17 protein-coding genes are annotated in these 16195 nt (G+C 69.2%); 2 read left to right on the top strand and 15 right to left on the bottom strand.

Annotated features, from left to right (window positions below; genetic code table 11):
• Nucleotides 1-195: 195 nt before the first annotated feature.
• The 10 genes from ccsB to PX701_RS09375 form a co-directional block, all read right to left on the bottom strand.
• A complete protein-coding gene (gene ccsB / locus PX701_RS09420; RefSeq protein ID WP_275506780.1) occupies nt 196-1230 on the bottom strand; it encodes a c-type cytochrome biogenesis protein CcsB in 1035 nt (344 codons plus the stop codon).
• 54 nt (nt 1231-1284) lie between these two features.
• Nucleotides 1285-3060 (bottom strand): cytochrome c biogenesis protein ResB, encoded by a 1776-nt coding sequence (gene resB, locus PX701_RS09415; protein ID WP_275506779.1) that lies wholly within the window; start codon nt 3058-3060, stop codon nt 1285-1287.
• Nucleotides 3061-3106: 46 nt separating this feature from the next.
• Nucleotides 3107-3859 carry a cytochrome c biogenesis CcdA family protein gene (locus PX701_RS09410; RefSeq protein WP_231428835.1) on the bottom strand — a complete coding sequence of 251 codons (753 nt, stop codon included), beginning with the start codon at nt 3857-3859 and terminating at the stop codon, nt 3107-3109.
• 1 nt (nt 3860) lies between these two features.
• Nucleotides 3861-4508: a TlpA family protein disulfide reductase gene (locus PX701_RS09405; protein WP_275506128.1), complete on the bottom strand. Its 648-nt coding sequence runs from the start codon at nt 4506-4508 to the stop codon at nt 3861-3863.
• Entirely contained in the window at nt 4508-5173 is a 666-nt protein-coding gene (locus PX701_RS09400) for a histidine phosphatase family protein (RefSeq protein WP_275506127.1), read from the bottom strand. The genes PX701_RS09405 and PX701_RS09400 overlap by 1 nt, the downstream gene beginning before the upstream one ends.
• A 122-nt stretch (nt 5174-5295) precedes the next feature.
• Entirely contained in the window at nt 5296-5625 is a 330-nt protein-coding gene (locus tag PX701_RS09395; protein ID WP_275506126.1) for a hypothetical protein, read from the bottom strand.
• Nucleotides 5626-5698: 73 nt separating this feature from the next.
• A complete protein-coding gene (locus PX701_RS09390) occupies nt 5699-6187 on the bottom strand; it encodes an Imm26 family immunity protein (protein WP_275506125.1) in 489 nt (162 codons plus the stop codon).
• Nucleotides 6165-7133, bottom strand: a complete 969-nt coding sequence (locus tag PX701_RS09385; RefSeq protein WP_275506124.1) for a Dyp-type peroxidase — start codon at nt 7131-7133, stop codon at nt 6165-6167. The genes PX701_RS09390 and PX701_RS09385 overlap by 23 nt, the downstream gene beginning before the upstream one ends.
• A gap of 162 nt (nt 7134-7295) precedes the next feature.
• A complete protein-coding gene (locus PX701_RS09380; RefSeq protein WP_231428839.1) occupies nt 7296-7748 on the bottom strand; it encodes a hypothetical protein in 453 nt (150 codons plus the stop codon).
• A complete protein-coding gene (locus tag PX701_RS09375) occupies nt 7745-8002 on the bottom strand; it encodes a hypothetical protein (RefSeq protein WP_231428840.1) in 258 nt (85 codons plus the stop codon). Before PX701_RS09375 ends, PX701_RS09380 begins: the two co-directional genes overlap by 4 nt.
• A 251-nt stretch (nt 8003-8253) precedes the next feature.
• On the opposite strand from PX701_RS09375, the gene aspS reads away from it, so the two are divergent.
• Together aspS and PX701_RS09365 are read left to right on the top strand one after the other, a co-directional pair.
• Nucleotides 8254-9603, top strand: coding sequence for an aspartate--tRNA(Asn) ligase (gene aspS / locus PX701_RS09370; protein WP_275506123.1), 1350 nt, complete (start codon nt 8254-8256; stop codon nt 9601-9603).
• Nucleotides 9604-9671: 68 nt separating this feature from the next.
• Nucleotides 9672-10598 (top strand): formylglycine-generating enzyme family protein, encoded by a 927-nt coding sequence (locus PX701_RS09365; RefSeq protein WP_275506122.1) that lies wholly within the window; start codon nt 9672-9674, stop codon nt 10596-10598.
• A gap of 28 nt (nt 10599-10626) precedes the next feature.
• Here PX701_RS09365 and PX701_RS09360 read toward each other — a convergent pair whose 3' ends face one another.
• From PX701_RS09360 to PX701_RS09340, 5 genes are all read right to left on the bottom strand, one after another.
• Nucleotides 10627-12270, bottom strand: coding sequence for a SulP family inorganic anion transporter (locus tag PX701_RS09360; protein ID WP_275506121.1), 1644 nt, complete (start codon nt 12268-12270; stop codon nt 10627-10629).
• 4 nt (nt 12271-12274) lie between these two features.
• Nucleotides 12275-13198, bottom strand: a complete 924-nt coding sequence (locus PX701_RS09355; protein WP_231428844.1) for an HAD family hydrolase — start codon at nt 13196-13198, stop codon at nt 12275-12277.
• 75 nt (nt 13199-13273) lie between these two features.
• A complete protein-coding gene (locus PX701_RS09350; RefSeq protein WP_275506120.1) occupies nt 13274-15595 on the bottom strand; it encodes an arylsulfatase in 2322 nt (773 codons plus the stop codon).
• Between the two features lie 145 nt (nt 15596-15740).
• The gene (locus PX701_RS09345) at nt 15741-16010 is read right to left on the bottom strand and encodes a glutaredoxin family protein (RefSeq protein ID WP_231428846.1); all 270 of its coding nucleotides are present in this window, start codon (nt 16008-16010) and stop codon (nt 15741-15743) included.
• Nucleotides 16011-16089: 79 nt separating this feature from the next.
• On the bottom strand, nt 16090-16188 hold the full coding sequence (locus tag PX701_RS09340; RefSeq protein ID WP_003792170.1) for a 30S ribosomal protein bS22: 99 nt from the start codon (nt 16186-16188) through the stop codon (nt 16090-16092).
• Between the last annotated feature and the right edge of the window lie 7 nt (nt 16189-16195).

Below are 16195 nucleotides of genomic sequence, written 5' to 3'. Positions count from 1 at the left end.
CTCGCGCGGGTCCGCGCCACAGTCGCCCGCCGCCTGTCGCCCCTCTTCCTGCGCCGAGTTGCCGAAAAGCGCTGCTCGTGGCGCGATGAGCAGCGTTTTTCGGCAACTCGCCGCTGAGAGGGAGAGGCGGGGAGGGGCGGAGGGCGGGAGGCGTTGAGGGCCGGAGGGCGGAGGCGTTGAGGGCGGGGGGCGGGATCAGAGACCCGAGTACGCGTGCAGCCCCTTGAAGAACAGGTTGACCACGGTGAAGTTGAACAGCACCGTCGAGAAGCCGATGATCGCGAGCCAGGCCGAGCGCGAACCGCGCCAGCCGCGCGTCGCGCGCGCGTGGATGTAGCCGGCGTAGACCACCCAGATGATGAAGGTCCACACCTCCTTGGTGTCCCAGCCCCAGTAGCGGCCCCAGGCGCGCTCGGCCCAGATCGCGCCGGCCATGAGGGTGAACGTCCAGAGGATGAAGCCGATGATCGTGACCCGGTAGGCGAGGGTCTCGAGCGTGACCGAGTCGGGCAGCGTCGCGAGGAAGCTCTTCTTCACGGCCTGCGCGCTCGCCACGAGCGACTCGCGTCGCGCCTGCATGAGCTGCACGACCGAGAGCGCGAAGCTCAGCGCGAAGAAGCCGACCGACGTCGTCGCCACGAACACGTGGATCACGAGCCACGCCGACTGCAGTGCCGGCGGCAGCGGCACGACCGAGACGTAGAAGTTCACCGTCGCGACACCGAGCAGGATGAGCACGAGCCCCGTGACGAACGTGCCGAGGAACCGCAGGTCGTGCTTCGCGACCAGCAGCACGACGAGATAGACCGTCGTGATCACGAGCGTGCCGGTGAGCGCGAACTCGTACATGTTGGCCCACGGCACGCGCTCGGCGGCGATGCCGCGCAGCACGTCGGCGGTGAGGTGCAGCAGCCAGGCGACGACCGTCATCGCGACCGCGACGCGCAGCGCCGGCGAACGCCCGTAGTCGACGGTCGCACCGTCGTCGACGGCGCTCTTCCAGCGCGAGCGACGGCCTGCGGCGGGCGACTCGGTCGAACCGGATGCCGCGACCGGGGCCGCACCGGCCGTCGACGCCTTCGCCGCGGCGGCCGCCTGCAGCACGCCGACACGTTCGCCCGTGCTCTCTGCCGAGGCATCCACCGCCGCGTCTGCCGCCGCCGCGGCCGCAGCACCGCGCTTCGCGAGGTCGATCGCGTACGCGATGAACGCGATCGCGTACACGGCCATCGCCGAGTAGACGCAGAGGACCGAGATTTCGTCGAGGGAGGGCACGTGACTACCTTACGTCGTGGGTTTCGCGGTGTCGTCTGGGGATTCGGCGGCGGCCGCCGGCACGGGCGCGGCGTCGTCGGCCGCTTCGGGAACCGGCCCGGCGAGCCGGTCGGCGAACGCGCCGACGGCCTGTTCGAGGTTCGGGTCCTCGCCGCGCGCGAGGCCGGCGAACTCGAGCACGCGGGTGCCGTCGCGGCGCGTGGCGACCTTCACCCACATGCGGCGGCGCGGCACGAAGAGCGAGAGCAGCAGTCCGCCGAGGATGAGGATCGCGAACACCAGCACCCAGCCCTGCGTCGGGTCGTGGTGGATGTCGAACGACGCGAACCGCTTGACCGACTGGTCGAACGAGCGGTCGTCGGTCGGCACGGCGTCGGCCCGGTCGGCCGCGACCTCGACCGCGGGAGCCGCATCGGTGCTGTCGTCGACGAACTCGACCGTGCCGCGTCCGCCGGGCAGTTCGGTCACCTGCCCGGGCATGAGCTCGATCGAGGCGACGTCGGTGTTGCGACCGTTCAGCTGCGTCATGTCCGACGGGTCGAGCGTGTAGACCGACGTGGGCTTGCCCGCGTCGATGCCGAGGTCGCCCTCGTAGACCGTGAGCGACAGCACCGGGTAGACGAGGTCGGGATACGTCGAGGCCGACGCGCCGTTGTCCATCGTCTCCTGCGTCGGGTAGAACAGGCCGATCATGCCGAGCTGTTCGTCGAGCCCGTCGGTGACCTTGATGACGCCGATCGAGAACAGGTTCGCGTCCTGCGGCAGGAACGGCACCGCGTCGTCGAACACGACCTCGCCCGACGGGTCGCGGACGACGACGTGCGGTGCGTAGCCATTGCCGAGCAGGTAGACGTCGGTGCCGTGGGTGCGCAGCGGGTCGTTGACCTTGACCGCGCCCTCTTCGACGGTGCCGTCGCGGTCGGTCACGGTGACGTGCGCGGTGAAGTCGACGGGCTGGCCGAGCGCGTCCTGGTTCTCGGTCTCGTACACCGCGTCGAGCTCGCCCAGCGAGAGCTTGTACGGGTCGAGCTCGGCGTCGCTGAAGAACCGGCCGGGGTTGAACGAGTCGAACGCGGCGAGCGTGTTGACGAACGACTGCCCCTCGACGACGACGCGCTGGCCGGCGAAGCCGAACCCGCCGCCGACGCCGACGGCGACGAGCACGCCGAGCATCGCCGTGTGGAACACGAGGTTGCCGGTCTCGCGCAGGTACCCGCGTTCGGCCGACACGCTCGGGTCGCCCCGCAGTTCGTACGGTTCGACGCGGTACCCCTGCTGCTTCAGCAGCTTGGATGCCTCGGCCACCGCCGTCTCGGCGTCGACGCCGTCGGGCAGGGCGCGCTCGGTGTAGCCCGCAAGGCGGTTCAGCCGGGCCGGCGTGCGCGGCGGCCGGGCGCGCAGCGCCTCGAAGTGGTGCTTCGTGCGCGGGATGATGCAGCCGATGAGCGACACGAACAGCAGCAGGTACACCGCCGAGAACCAGGCCGACGTGTAGACGTCGAACATCTGGAAGCGGTCGAGCACCGGCGCGAGGTCGGGGTTGTCGGTGAAGTACTGGGTGACGCCGTTCGGGTCGCTCGATCGCTGCGGCACGAGCGAGCCCGGCACCGCGGCGATCGCGAGGAGCAGCAGCAGCAGGATCGCCGTGCGCATGCTCGTGAGCTGTCGCCAGCCGAACCGCAGCCAGCCGACGAAGCCCAGCTTCGGCTGGGCGATGCCGTCGCCGCGGTCGCCCGGGGCGGGCGCCTTGGGCTCGGGCGAGTCGAAGTGATCGGCGGGGCGCAGCGGATCGACGCCGTGCGTGTCGTGAGCCGGTCGAGGGCCCTTCCGATCAGAGGACGAGGTCGATGCCACTCATCACTCCCTGCAGGTCGCTCATCCACGCGGTCCAGAGGCCCGACACCATGATCAGTCCGATCACGATGAGCAGGCCGCCGCCGATGAGGTTGATGGTGCGGACATGTCGGCGCAGGAACGCCATCGACCCCGTCACCCAGCCGAACCCGAGGGCGACGAGGAGGAAGGGGATGCCGAGGCCGATGCAGTACGCGAGGCCGAGCAGCACGCCGCGCCAGACCGACTCGCTGTTGAGGCTCAGCGCGGACACGGCGACGAGGGCCGGGCCCATGCACGGGGTCCAGCCGAGGCCGAACACGACGCCGAGCAGCGGCGCACCCGCGAGCCCCGTCGCGGGGCGCCAGCTCGGCTTGAACTGGCGCTGCATGAAGGTGAACTGGCCGATGAACACGAGGCCCATGCCGATGAGCACGACGCCGAGCACGCGCGTGATCGGGTCCTGCCAGGCGCGCAGCCACGCGCCCGCCGCGCCCGCGAGCGCGGAGTAGATGAGGAAGATCGCCGTGAATCCGGCGATGAAGAGCAGCACGCCGAGCAACAGGCGACGGCGGTTGCGTCGTTCGATCGCGGCATCGGCCGAGGCATCCGTGAACCCGCCGATGTAGCCGAGGTAGCCCGGAACCAGCGGGAGCACGCACGGCGAGAGGAACGAGATGACGCCGGCCGCGAGGGCGATCGGCACCGCGATGAGGAGTTGGCCGCTGAAGACGATCTCGCCGGGCGACACGTCAGTTCTCCTCGAGCAGGCTGTCGACGAGCCCGCGGAGGATCGACGCGTCCTCGAGCTGGCCGAGCACCCGGGCCGCGACGCGGCCCTGCTTGTCGAGCACCAGCGTCGTCGGCACTGCGGCGGGCGGAACGTCGCCCGCGAACGCGAGCTGCACGTCGCCGTCGTCGACGTCGAGGATCGAGGGGTACTCGACGCCGTAGGTCTTCTCGAAGGCATTGGCGTTGCCGGCCTGGTCGCGCACGTTCACGCCGACGAATGCGACATCCTCTTCGCCCGAGCCGTAGTGATCGTAGACCTCTTCGAGGATGGGCGCCTCGACCCGGCACGGCGCGCAGCCCGCGTACCAGAAGTTCACGACCGTGACCTGGCCCTCGGTGTCGGCCGAGTCGAACTCGTCGCCGTCGGCCGTCTCGCCCGAGAACGCGACGGGCTTGCCGCGCGAGCCCTCGTCGAACTCCGAGATGCTGCCGTCACCGGCGATGTAGTTCTTGCCGCTGCCCTCGCGGAACTGGTCGGCGAGCGGGTCGCTCGTGCAGCCCGTCAACAGCAGCGCGGTCGCCGCGGCGATCGCGACGATCCCGACCGTCGGTCGAATAGCGCCGCGCGCAGCGCGACGCGTATCGAGACCACGTGCACGAACACGCATCACACCGCACCCACATCCGTCGCCTGCGCGGCGAGTCCCGCCGCGGGATCCGTGTACCCGACCTCGACGAAGCGGCGTCCGGCGGCACTGCCTGCGGCGCCCTGCATCTCGAGGGTCGTGATGCTCGACAGCGCGCAGCGTCGTCGCCGCGGGTCGTGCGAGAGTCGGGCGCCGGCGAGGTGGCGGTGCACCATCCAGATCGGAAGCTGGTGGCTCACGATCACGACGTCGCCGCCGTCGGCTGCGTTCCACGCGTCCTCGATGGCGGCCATCATGCGCGCCGCGATCGAGCCGAACGGCTCGCCCCAGCTCGGCTCCCAGGGGTTCACGAGCAGACCCCAATTGCGGATGTCGCGGAGCGCGCCGCCCGGGCCGCGCATGCGCTTGCCCTCGAAGCGGTTCTCGGGTTCGATCACGCGTTCGTCGAGCGTCGGGGTGAGGCCGAATGCCGCCGCGATGGGCTCGCCCGACTGCTGGGTGCGCTGCAGCGGCGACGTGATGAGCGAGGTGACGGGGCGTCCGCGCGCGACGAGGTCGTCGGCGGCGGTCTTCGCCATCTCGCGGCCGAGATCGCTGAGCCCGTAGCCGGGAAGACGGCCGTAGAGCACGCCCTGCGGGTTGAACACCTCGCCATGGCGCACGAGATGTATCTGCTCGGCCGGCACGGGTTCCAGTCTAGAGAGCCGCATCCTTTGAATCCGCCGAGACCCCGTCGGTCGAGTAGCGCCCGACGAAGGAGGGCGCGTATCGAGACCACCGCCCCGACGATGTCGGCCACACGGAGTGCTCATCGTCGACGGAACATGGTCAACGCTTCATCAGCCCCGTAGTACCTCAGACAGATGTCGAAACCGCACGTCACTGCATCGAGCTCGATCTCCGCCGCCGGTTCGACGGCATCCTGCCACCGGAGGTGCACCGAGTGCCTGTCCAGGCGCCAAGACCATTCGGCACCGCCGGACCCGCTCATCTCTGCTGTCCCGTCCGCGGCGAGCACCATCCGGCGGTCGGACACTGCGGCGCTCCAGACACCGACGAGGTCGTCCTCACTGACGTCCGCAGGGTAGCTCGAGCTGTGGATCGCTGTGACGGCGATCGGAACCGCCACGACGATCATTGAGACCCCCAGAAGAATGTCGGCAATCGTCGGCGCGGGCGCATCGCAGGACCAGCCTCGCCCCATCCCATGATCAAGCCTCGTTCGACATGAGTCGCGGGATGAGATGTTCAAGCGCCCAGCTCGCGACCGGTTCCAGCCCTGTGGCCTCATCGACCGTCGCCGGATGGATCTCTCCGCGAATATAGACCTTGGGTCGACCCGTGAGTGGATCCCATATCGCCTGCGTAGGCGGCCAGTCATCAGCCTCATCGATACCCGGGTCGTACCCGACGACGCTGACCGCGTCGCCACGCAGCGTCCGATCATCCACCCCGACGACGAACTGAAAGTCGCGACTTCCGATCGGCGGTTCACCGGGGCCGTCGGTCGTCGCGCTGTAGAACCCGACAGCAGCGTCATGGAGCACTCGCCCGTAGGCGTACCGACCGTTCGGAAGCGCGAACTGGACAACCGAGCCGAGCTTCGGGCGGCGGGCCATCCTCATTGGCGAATCTCCCCGCCACCAATCCGCGTAAACAGTCTCGACCTGCCGTCGGTCACTTGGTATCACCACTCCCATCCGCAATCCCTTCCAGCAACTGCAGCGAAGGCACGAAGAACGTCGCGCCGGTCACGGCGGTCGAGACATCGAGGATCCGGTCGTGGAACCCCGGCGGGTCTCCGAGGAACATGCGCTGCAGCATCCGTTCGATCACCCACAGGCGGCGGGTGTACCCGATGAAGTAGGTGCCGTACTCGCCGGCCGCGGGACTCCCGAAGGGCATGTTGTCGCGCAGGATGTCGAACTCGTTGCCGTCGTCGTCGGTGACCGTCGCGAGCGTCTTGTGCGCGCGCTGCGGCTCGGTGTCGTCGAGTTCGAGGTCGTCGGCCTTGCGGCGGCCGATCACCGCCTCCTGCTGTTCGGTCGTCATCGCGTTCCACGTGCCGAGGTCGTGCAGGTACTTCTGCACGACGACGTAGCTGCCGCCGGCGAACGCCTCGTCCTCGTCGCCGATGAGGGTCGCGTCGGCCATGCCGCGCCCCGTCGGGTTCGCGGTGCCGTCGACGAAGCCGAGCAGGTCGCGGGCGTCGAAGTAGCGGAATCCGTTGACCTCGTCGACGACCTCGACCGAGTCGCCGAGCTGCTCGAACAGCAGCCGCTCGAACTCGAAGCAGAAGTCGGGGCGTTCGGCGCGGATGTGGAACAGCAGATCGCCCGGCGTCGACGGCGCCGTGTGCTTCGGGCCTGCGATCGCGGCGAAGGGATGCAGCTCCGCGGGTCGGTCACTGCGGCCGAGCCGATCCCAGGCGCCGGATCCGATGCCGACGATGCACGAGAGGTTCGCCCCGAGGTCGCGGAAGCCGACCGACTTGACGAGGTCGTCGATGCCGGCCACGACCTCGAGTGCGGTCTTCAGCTGCTCCGGTGTCGGGCCGATCGTCACGGTGAGGAAGACGGCCGAACGCGACAGCGGCGCGTCGACCTGCTGCGCGTCGAACGGGACTCGGCGGCCGGTCGTGTCCATCGTGTGCTCCCTCGTCGGCGACGGTTCCTGCGGTCACCCTACGGCCGGCCGGGCCGACATGTCACGTGTTCTGGTTGCACGCCCGAAGTCCATCGGCAACCCGCTGAACGCGCCCCGCTCATCGGAAGCGCGCTTGGCGCAGCGTGCGACTCGTAGCTCGTCTCAGCCCCGGAGCGCGGGTATGCGCCGCGCCCAGAGTGTGTTCATGCTGCAGAGGGCGGCTGGAGCAATGACGAAGAGCGGTACGTAAAGACCCAAGCTCATCGGATACCCCCATGGGATCAGGTAGTAGACGGAAAGCGCACCCATCGCAGTTCCAAGGCCGACACTGGCTGCCTCGATCCACTCTGCTCGCACGAACAGCCCAACAACAAGGCGAACCAGCGCGCCCAAGCCCGCCACAGCGGCGCCGATGAAGACTCCGGCGCAGGCTCCGCCGACAGCGAAGAAGGCCGCGATGCCCGCGCCTTGTCGCAGAGCCGCATCGGTGAGAACGAGCGCATGGAGCAGACCGAACACAGCGCCGAGCAGAAGCCCGCCTACAGCACCGAGCAGAAGCAGCTCAGCGGCCCAGCCGGGTTTCGGTGGAACATAGCGGCTGGACTGCACGATCACAGATTCTGCGTCCACGTCATGGGGTTGTCGCGAAGCGTCGAGTTGCGCTGGGCGAGGCCGATGAAGCCGATGGTTCCGAGCAGGACCGGCGCTGGAACTGTGAGCACCCAGAACGACCCGAGCGTGAGCGTGCCCGCGATGCCTTCCGAGATGAGCCACACGATGATCGGCACGTACATCACGGTCGCCACGACGCCGGCCACAATGAGGAAGAGGCGTGCGCGGCGAGCCCGCACCGGAGCGTACTCATCCACCTCGATGTCTCTCGCCCGCTTCTTGCGGCGACGCTGCCCGCTTGAACCCATCTCATCCCGTCCTCTCCGACGCCCGATCGCAGTTCCAGGATGAGCGGACCACCACTCTCGCATGCGGGGGTGGTGGTCCGCTCATCCTGTAAGTCGTGCGGCAGGAGGGCTTCGATAGGCGTCGACGTCGTCGGCGCTGCTCAACCGACGGGAAACCGGCCGAATCGGGCGATCGCCCTGCTCAAGTAGACTTTCCCGCTGTGAACAACCGCACCCTCGTCAAGAACCTCGCCGCGCTGCCCGACGGCCCCGTCACCGTGTCCGGATGGGTCGAGACGGTTCGCGATCAGAAGAAGGTGCAGTTCGTCATCCTGCGCGATGAGACCGGGGCCGTGCAGCTGGTCAACCCGGCCACGCGCGAGCTCGACGAGAGCCAGCAGGGCGACGCCGAGGCATCCGCCCGCCTGGCGACGACCGAGGCGATCTCGGCCCTCGCGCACGGCTCGTTCATCACCGTGACCGGCGAGCTCAAGCACGACGAGCGCGTCAAGCTCGGCGGCATCGAGGTGAAGCTCGCCACGCTCGACGTCGTCGCGGCCGCGAACCCCGAGACGCCCATCGCAGCCGACTCGAGCCTCGACAAGCGCATGGACTGGCGCTTCCTCGACCTGCGCCACCCGAAGCAGAACCTCATCTTCCGCATCCAGACGACGTTCCTGCACGCGCTGCGCGGCGTCTGGGTCGAGAAGGGCCTCATCGAGATCCAGACCCCGAAGCTCATGGCATCGGCCTCCGAGTCGCGCGCCGAGCTGTTCGAGGTCGAGTACTTCGAGGGCAAGGCGTACCTCGCGCAGAGCCCGCAGTTCTTCAAGCAGATGGCGCAGGCCGCCGGCTTCGGCGGCGTGTTCGAGGTCGGCCCCGCGTTCCGCGCCGACCCCTCGTTCACGAGCCGCCACGCGACCGAGTTCACCTCGATCGACACCGAGATCAGCTGGATCGATTCGCACGAAGACGTCATGAACCTCCATGAGGAGCTCATGGTCGCGGGCTTCCAGGCCGTCGTCGACAAGCACGGCGCCGAGATCAAGGAGCTCTTCGACCTCGAGGTCCAGGTGCCGTCGCGGCCGTTCCCGCGCATCCCCCTCGCCGAGGCGAAGCAGATCGTCGCCGACCGCGGCTACGTCATCCCCCGCGCCGACGCCGACATGGACCCCGAGGGCGAGCGCCAGATCTCGGCGTACGTCAAGGAGACGTACGGCCACGACTTCGTCTTCCTGACCGACTACGCGGCGAGCATCCGGCCGTTCTACCACATGCGGCACGCGGATGACTCGGAGCTGACGAACTCGTACGACCTCATCTACAACGGCGTCGAGATCTCGACGGGCGCGCAGCGCGAGCACCGCATCGACGTGCTCGTCGACCAGGCACGCGACAAGGGCATGGACCCGGAGGAGCTCGAGTTCTACCTCGACTTCTTCCGCTACGGCGTGCCGCCGCACGGCGGCTTCGGCATGGGCCTCGCCCGCGTGCTGATGCTCATGCTCGACGAGCACTCGATCCGCGAGACGACGTACCTGTTCCGCGGTCCGACGCGCCTGCTGCCGTAGTCCCGCGGCGGGCCATCGGCCGGCCGGCGCCGAGGTCGCGCATCCCCGCGAGCCCGTAGGCTCGAGTCATGGTCGACCTCACCCCGCTCATCCGCATCGAGGGCGGCACGTTCCGCATGGGCTCGAACGAGTTCTACGCCGACGAGACGCCCGTGCACGAACGGGAGGTCGACGCGTTCGAGCTCGAGCAGCACCCCGTGACGACCGAGCAGTTCGCGGCCTTCGTCGAGGCGACCGGCTACGTGACCGTCGCCGAGCGACCGCTCGACCCCGCCGACTTCCCGGGTGCCGACCCCGCCGACCTCGTGCCGGGCGGCCTCGTGTTCACGCCCACCTCGGGCCGGGTCGACCTGCGCGACTGGCGCCAGTGGTGGCGGTGGGGCGCGGGCGCGAGCTGGCGGCATCCCTTCGGCGCCGACGGCCCCGACGCGCTCGCCGAACATCCGACGCACCCCGTCGTGCAGGTCAGCTTCGAGGATGCCTCGGCCTACGCTGAGTGGGCCGGCCGACGCCTGCCCACCGAGGCCGAGCTCGAGTACGCCCACCGGGGTGGCCTCGACGGCGCGCGCTTCGCATGGGGCGACGACGAGACTCCCGACGGCGAGGTCATGGTGAACCGCTGGCAGGGGCACTTCCCCTACGAGACGAGCGTGGGCTGGGCCGGCACCTCGCCCGTGAAGACGTTCGCGCCGAACGGCTACGGCCTCTTCGACGTGGCCGGCAACGTGTGGGAGTGGACGACCGACTACTACACCCCCCGCCACATCGTGCCGGGCACCGAGGCCGAAGCGGTGGACGCTGGGGCCCGGCCGAACCTGCTCGCCGCGGCGTCGGCCGAGCCCGGTTCGCGCATCCCGCGGCGCGTGCTGAAGGGCGGCTCGCACCTCTGCTCGCCCGAGTACTGCCTGCGCTACCGCCCCGCCGCCCGCTCGCCGCAGGCCGACGACACGGCCACGACGCACATCGGCTTCCGCTGCGCCCGCACCGCCGGCTGATTCGATCGACCGCGCCCGGCGGGCGTCGTCAGTTGCCCGAACCCTCCGACGACCTCGCCGAGACCGCTTCGTCGAGCGTCGGGTAGACGCGGCCCGCCGCCTCGAGCCCGGCGAACCAGCGCCCGCGGCGTGCCGCGGCGGCGCCGTCCTCGGGCACGTCCGCGACGCGCAGCTCGACGCCGTCGCCGGCGAGTTCGCGGTCGAGCTCGGCGAGCCCGTCGAGCACGGTCACCGACACCACGTCGAGCCGGGTGAGCTCGAGGGCGACCGCGGTGACGCCGGCGCGCGCCCGCACCGCGTCGAGCACGGCGTTCTCGTAGGCGAGCACGTTCGCGGTGTACATCGGCCCGAGCAGGCGCACCGGCAGCACGCCGTCGCGCGCCTCCCCCACGCGCACCCGCACCCGGTTGAGCTCGCGCAGGATGACGACCATCGTCGCGATGATGCCGACGGCGACCGCGAGCAGCAGGCCCGCGGTGAGGCCGACGACGGCCGTCGACACCGCGATCCAGAAGTCGTTGTGGCTGATCCGCCAGAACCTGGCCAGCGAGCCGAAATCGATCAGGCCGACCACCGCGACGAACACGAGCGAGGCGAGCGTCGCCTGCGGCAGCAGGCTCAGCACCGGGCCGAGGAAGAGCGCGACGAGCACCGCGAGCACGACCGTCACGAGCGTCGACAGCTGGGTTCGCGCGCCCGCCCCCTGGTTCACGGCGCTCTGCGAGAACCCGCCGGCGGACGGCAGCACCTGGAAGAACGATCCCACGGTGTTCGCCGCCGCCGTCGCGAACAGCTCTTGGTTGCTGTCGATCTGCGGCTCGCCCTGTCGGCGGATGCCGCGCGCCACCGCCGCCGACTCGAGGAACGCCATGATCGCGATCGCGCAGGCGCCCGGCAGCATCGGCAGCACGTTCGCGAACGTCGGCAGCTCGAAGGGCGGGAAGCCCTGCGGCACGGGGGCGATGAGCTCCACGCCCTGCTGTTCGATGCCGGTGAACGCGACGAGCAGGATGCCGGCGGCCACCACGATGAGCGGCGCCGGCACCCTCGGCAGGAACGCCTTCATGAGGAACATCGCCGTGATCGAGGCGACCGAGAGCAGCACGGTCGTCACGTGCGCCGAAGGCAGCGCCTCGAGGGCGGCGAGGAACGAACTGAAGAATCCCTCGCCCGACACGTCGGAGGTCTCGCCGAGCAGCTTCGGCAGCTGCCCGACCGCGACCGTCGCCCCGACGCCGATCTGGATGCCGACGATCGTCGCCTGCGAGATGTTCTCGACGAGCGAGCCGAGCTTCGCCGCACGGGCGATCAGCAGGATCAGCCCGACCATCAGCGTCAGCGCGATGAGGTCGGGCACCGGGTCGTCCGAGCCGGCTGCGACCCCCGCCGACACGAGCGTCGTCGCCGTGAGCGTCGCGATCGTCGACGTCGTCGACACGCTCATCGCCCGCGATCCGCCGAGCATCGCGTACACGAACATCGGCACCATGCAGGTGTAGAGGCCGAGCTGCACCGGCAGGTTCGCGATCGTGGCGTAGGCCATCGCCTGCGGCACGACGACGGCGCCCGCCGAGAGCCCGGCGATGAGGTCGGCGCCGAGCCAGCGGCGCTGATACCCGGCGAGCGTCGGGAAGAGCCGGAACCGTCGGGTCGCGTGGGCGGTCGTGCTCACGTGTTCAGCCCTGGGGGAAGATGCGGGTCCAGTCGCGCTTCACGCTGACGACCGCGTACCCGTTGGCGGATGCCTCGGCGAGCACCTTCTCGGCGCCCTTGTCGTAGGGGATGTCGCCGCGATCGGTGTCGTCGTCGTGGTGCACGACGAGGGCGAACCCGCCGCCCTTGCGGGTGAAGTCGAGCATCGCCTGGTCGCCGTTCGAGTTGCCGCCGGCGAAGAGCGGGCGGCGGCCGATGCGGCTCCAGATGCGCACCGGCTTCTCGGGGCCGTCGTCGAAGACGTCGAGACCGGCGGCGTAGCGGACCTCGTGCGTCTCGGGGTCGTACGAGAGCCCGAACGCCGAGCCGACGACCCGCTCGGGCGGGATGCCGTAGTTCTGCTGCGTCATCGGGCGCATGAAGTCGCGCTCGCCGCCCGAGACGATGTACACCGAGAACCCGTGCGCCTCGAGGTAGCGCAGCAGCTCGACCATCGGCGCATAGACGGCGTCGGCGTACGGGGTGCCGAGGGTGAGGTGCTTCGCCGTCGCGTAGAACTCGGTGACCGAGGTCGCGTAGTCGTCGACGCTCATGCCGGCGGTCACGCCGACGAGCGCGCCGATGAGGACCTTCAGGTCGCGGTCGTCGCCCGCGTAGTGCTTGTCGATCGCGCCGCCGAGCCACGCGAAGTCACCGGTCACCGCCGCCTTGTACGGCTGCTCGTCGGCGAGCGACGGGTCGGCCGCGGCCTGGGTGCGCCACTGCTCGACGATGTAGTGCAGCTGCGTCGGCATGGGCTTCTCGCTCCACAGCGTGCCGTCGTTGTCGAAGACGGCGACGCGCTCCGACTCGGGCACCGCGTCGGGGCCGGTGGTGACGCGTTCGACGAAGTCCACGATCGCCGCACGGGTCGGAGTGTCGGCCCACGAGGGCAGTTCGTTCGGCATGGGAATCCTCTCGAAACGCGGAACGGGGGCGCGAGGCATCCGCACCCCCGTTCCGCCATTCTGGCAGCGGGCCGCTCAGTCGCTCGCGAGCTTCGCCGCGAATTCCTTCTCGACATCGATGTAGTGATCGTCGGCCACGTCGTACACGACCTCGTGGATCGTGCCGCCCGTGAATTCGAACCGGTTCGGGTACGACGCGGTGACGGTGTCGCCCGAGTCGTAGCCGACGCTCAGGCCCTCGCCGGTCAGTGCGTACCGACCGAGCTGGGTGCGGATCTGTCGTGAGCCGACGGCCCGGTCGTCGACGTAGAGCGTCAGCTCCCCGAGCGCCTCGCCGTGCTCGCCGTTGCCCTGCTTCTCGAACCCGACGCCGACGAGGTGCCGGCCTGCCGCGGGCAGATCGGTCGAGAGGCGCTGCTCGGGCGGAATCCCGAGGAAGTTGTACACGAACGACAGCTTGCCGTCCTGCGCGTAGAGGCTGTACCCGCCGAACCGCGACCCCTGCGCGACGATCACGCCTTCGGTCTCGCCGGTGAGATCGACGTCGGCGATGATCTTGAACGACACCTGCTGGGTGCGGGCGGCGAGCTGCTCCTGCACCTCGGTGGTGCCCGGGTAGTAGGTGTACCGGCCGTCGACCGGCACCGGGCGGTGGTACTCGTGCTCGATCAAGTCGGCGACACCGAGGTCGTTCAGCGGCAGCACGTCGTACTTCTTCGCCTCCGACAGCCAGAGCGCCTTCAGCTCCTCGAGCTTCTCGGGGTACTGCTCGGCGAGGTCGTGCGCCTCGGCACGATCCTCGTCGACGTGGAACAGCTGCCAGCGGTCCTCGTCGAAGTGCCCGAGGCCGATCGGGATGGGACCGTGCTCGGCGACCGCCTTCCACCCCTTGTGCCAGATCCCGCGGGTGCCGAGCATCTCGTAGTACTGCGTCTCCTTCGCGGTCGGCGTGTCGGGGGCATCGAAGGAGTAGTTCATCGCGACGCCGGGCATCGGCGTCTGCTCGACCCCGTCGACGACCGCGGGGGCCTCGACGCCGCATGCCTCGAGGATCGTCGGAACGATGTCGATGCAGTGGTGGTACTGGCTGCGCACCTCGCCTTTGGCGGCGATGCGTGCGGGCCAGCTGATGACCAGGGGGTCGGCGGATCCGCCCGCGTACGAGTAGCGCTTGAACATGCGGAACGGGGTGGAGAACGCGGCCGCCCAACCGGTCGGATAGTGGTTGTAGGCCTCGGGTCCGCCGAGCTTGTCGATCATGGAGAGGTTCTGCTCGATGTCCTCGGGGTAGCCGTTGAAGAACAGGTTCTCGTTGATCGATCCGTTCGGGCTTCCCTCACCGGAGGCGCCGTTGTCGGCGGCGTAGATGATGAGCGTGTTCTCGAGCTGGCCCGACTGCTCGAGGTGGTCGATGACCCGGCCGATCTGGGCGTCGGTGTACTCGGAGAACCCGGCGTACACCTCGGCAGTGCGCGAGAAGAGCGCCTTCTCGGCGTCGCTGAGCTCGCTCCACGGACGCACGGAATCACCGGGCGAGAAGGTGCCCTCGGTCATCGGGTTGAGCTCGGTGAGCTCGGTGCCCTCGGGCAGGATGCCGCGCTCGACCATGCGCGGCAGCACCCACTCGCGGTACGCCTCGTACCCGTCGTCGAACTTGCCCTTGTACTTGTCGATGTACTCCTGGGGCGCGTGGTGCGGCGCGTGGTTCGCGCCGGGGCAGAACCACAGGTACCACGGCTTGTCGGGGTCGGACTGCTTCGTGTCGCGGAGCATCCGGATCGCCTGGTCGGCGAGGTCCCTCGAGAGGTGGTAGCCCTCTTCGGGCGGATAGGGCTGGTCGATGTAGTGGTTGTCGACCGCGAGGTCGGGGTACCACTGGTTCGTCTCGCCACCGATGAAGCCGTAGAACCGGTCGAAGCCATGGCCGAGCGGCCACTCGCTGCGGTTCGAGCCGCTCGAGATCGCGTTGACCGGCACGTTGTGGTTCTTGCCGACCCAGAACGTCGACCATCCGGCGTCGCGGAGGATGCGCGCGATCGACGCGTTCGACTTCGGGATGTGGCCGTTGTAGCCGGGGAACCCGACCGCTGATTCGGAGATGGTCGCGAAGGCATTCTGGTGATGGGTCCGCCCGGTGAGGAAGCTCGACCTCGTGGGCGAGCACAGTGCGGTCGTGTGCCACTGCGAGTAGGTCAGCCCGTTCGCCGCCAGCCGGTCGAGCGTCGGCATCTCGATGCGACCGCCGTACGGCGACCACGCCGCGAGGCCGGTGTCGTCGAACAGGATGACGAGGACGTTCGGGGCACCGTCTGGCGCCTTCTGCTCCTCGTACGCCTCCCAGTCGGGTGTCGAGTCCCGGATGTCGAGTTCGATCCTGCCCCTGAATTCTCGTGCCACGACGTGCTCCCCTCCGAACGGTGGGGAGCAGACCCGTGCCCCCCGCTCGTCACCCTAGCCACGGGCACCACGGTGCGCCACAGAATCGCGGCGGACTCGGAGTGATGAGGCACGCTCAACACGGCGCCCCGCGATCTGGGTGCGCTCAGGCCTTCGCGCAGATCGCCGTCTTCAACCGCACGGGGTCGACGCGCCAGTAGTCGTGCACCTCGCCGTCGATGAGCAGCACCGGGATCTCCTCCGCGTACCGGTTGCGCAGCGCCTCGTCGTCGAGGATCGACTGCTCGTCGAGGGCCACGTTGCGCGAGGCATCCTTCTCGAACTCGGCCATGACCGCCTGCACGACCTCGCGCGCGTCGTCGCAGAGGTGGCAGCCGGGCTTGCCGATGAGGGTGAGCTGGATGTCTCGGGCCATGGCTCGATCGTACGTCGCCGAAGACAGCGAAAAGCGCCGAACCCCGAAGGGCTCGACGCTCAGCTGCAGTCGCGAGCGACTACTTCTTGTTGCGACGCTGGTGGCGCGTCTTGCGAAGAAGCTTGCGGTGCTTCTTCTTCGCCATGCGCTTGCGACGCTTCTTGATGACGGAACCCATCAGAACC

The sequence above is a fragment of the Agromyces chromiiresistens genome, from assembly GCF_029167465.1.
GTDB lineage: Bacteria > Actinomycetota > Actinomycetes > Actinomycetales > Microbacteriaceae > Agromyces > Agromyces chromiiresistens.
Note: the sequence above shows the minus strand (reverse complement) of the source record. Positions and strands in the feature narration are given on the sequence as shown.